Genomic DNA, 1,136 nt, shown 5'->3' with positions numbered 1-1,136 from the left:
CTTTTTTAGCGTTGGTGCACTGTCTATAACTGTCTTTAAATCCATAAATAGGTGTCCACTTAAATTTAAGTGGACACTATCGCGGTATTAATGAGTTAGAAAAAGTGGGGTTCAGCGGACGCTTACGTTGTATGAAACAACCCTAGGTCCCCTTCAATGGTTTCAGTGCCAATATGTTCAATTTGATAATTATGCTCACTCAGCATGTGATTTATTCCTCTCTCAAAACAACTACCACCAACATCGACATTGCGGCAATAAGGACAGCGTCCTAGACTATTTGTAGATACCTTAAATATTTGTTTCATCTTTAGTTCCTTTAAATTTTAGTATTTTTATCTCAAGATTGGATCTATAACAAATCACTACTGATAGTGTCCACTCCAAGTATTTAATTATTTTCCAAACTATAGATTAGTGCAACCACTCCGCTAAGAACTAATAGCCTTAATAATGAGAATAAAAACTATAAAAATGATTATTTACTTTTTAATACGAGTTTTTTTAGCCTTTCATTCAATTCCATATCAGTTTTTATATCGGTTTTTATGCCTATTTCCTGTCTCAAGCTATACATTACATCTACTGCTTTTGTATTTATCTTAATCATAAAGTCATGAATTTTTGGTTCTGCATCAGTGCAAAGTTCTTGAACTAAATCGCCTTTCTCTTGTGCAGCCTGTAAATACTTACGAGAAAAAATTAATTTATCGTCTAATAGTTGTAACGCATTTTCAATATTTTTTTGCCCTGGATCTTCAACCTGAAGATCTACTAAGCGAGACTTAATTGGTTCTAACTCGCTCATAATTTTAGAATAGGTTTTGTAAGCTATTTCACAATCCTGTGAGGCATCAAAAATACTTGATATTGGATCTTCAATTAATTTTAATTCTATAAAGAAAATTTCATAAAACTCAACAAGCTTAACTTTAGTTTTAGTATCGCAAACAAACATTGACTGATCAATCGCTGCAACAAAATTCTCAAATCTTGGTTTAAATTCATCGTGAACCGTACCGGGTTTGTCGGAGACCAACTTTCTTGAGAGAATGTCCCGATGACAAAACCAAAATATACCCCTGAAATCAGAGAAAGAGCGGTTCAATTATTGATTGAATCCGAAAAAGATTATC

The 1,136-nt window shown here is 33.1% G+C and carries 2 protein-coding genes; both read right to left on the bottom strand.

Annotated features, from left to right (window positions below; genetic code table 11):
* Positions 1–122 precede the first annotated feature (122 nt).
* On the bottom strand, positions 123–308 hold the full coding sequence (locus FTT63_RS15525; RefSeq protein ID WP_180192484.1) for a hypothetical protein: 186 nt from the start codon (positions 306–308) through the stop codon (positions 123–125).
* A 170-nt stretch (positions 309–478) separates the two neighbouring features.
* Positions 479–1,108 (bottom strand): hypothetical protein, encoded by a 630-nt coding sequence (locus tag FTT63_RS15520; RefSeq protein ID WP_180192483.1) that lies wholly within the window; start codon positions 1,106–1,108, stop codon positions 479–481.
* Positions 1,109–1,136 lie beyond the last annotated feature (28 nt).

The sequence above is a fragment of the Acinetobacter sp. C15 genome, from assembly GCF_013420645.1.
Classification (GTDB): domain Bacteria; phylum Pseudomonadota; class Gammaproteobacteria; order Pseudomonadales; family Moraxellaceae; genus Acinetobacter; species Acinetobacter indicus.
Note: the sequence above shows the minus strand (reverse complement) of the source record. Positions and strands in the feature narration are given on the sequence as shown.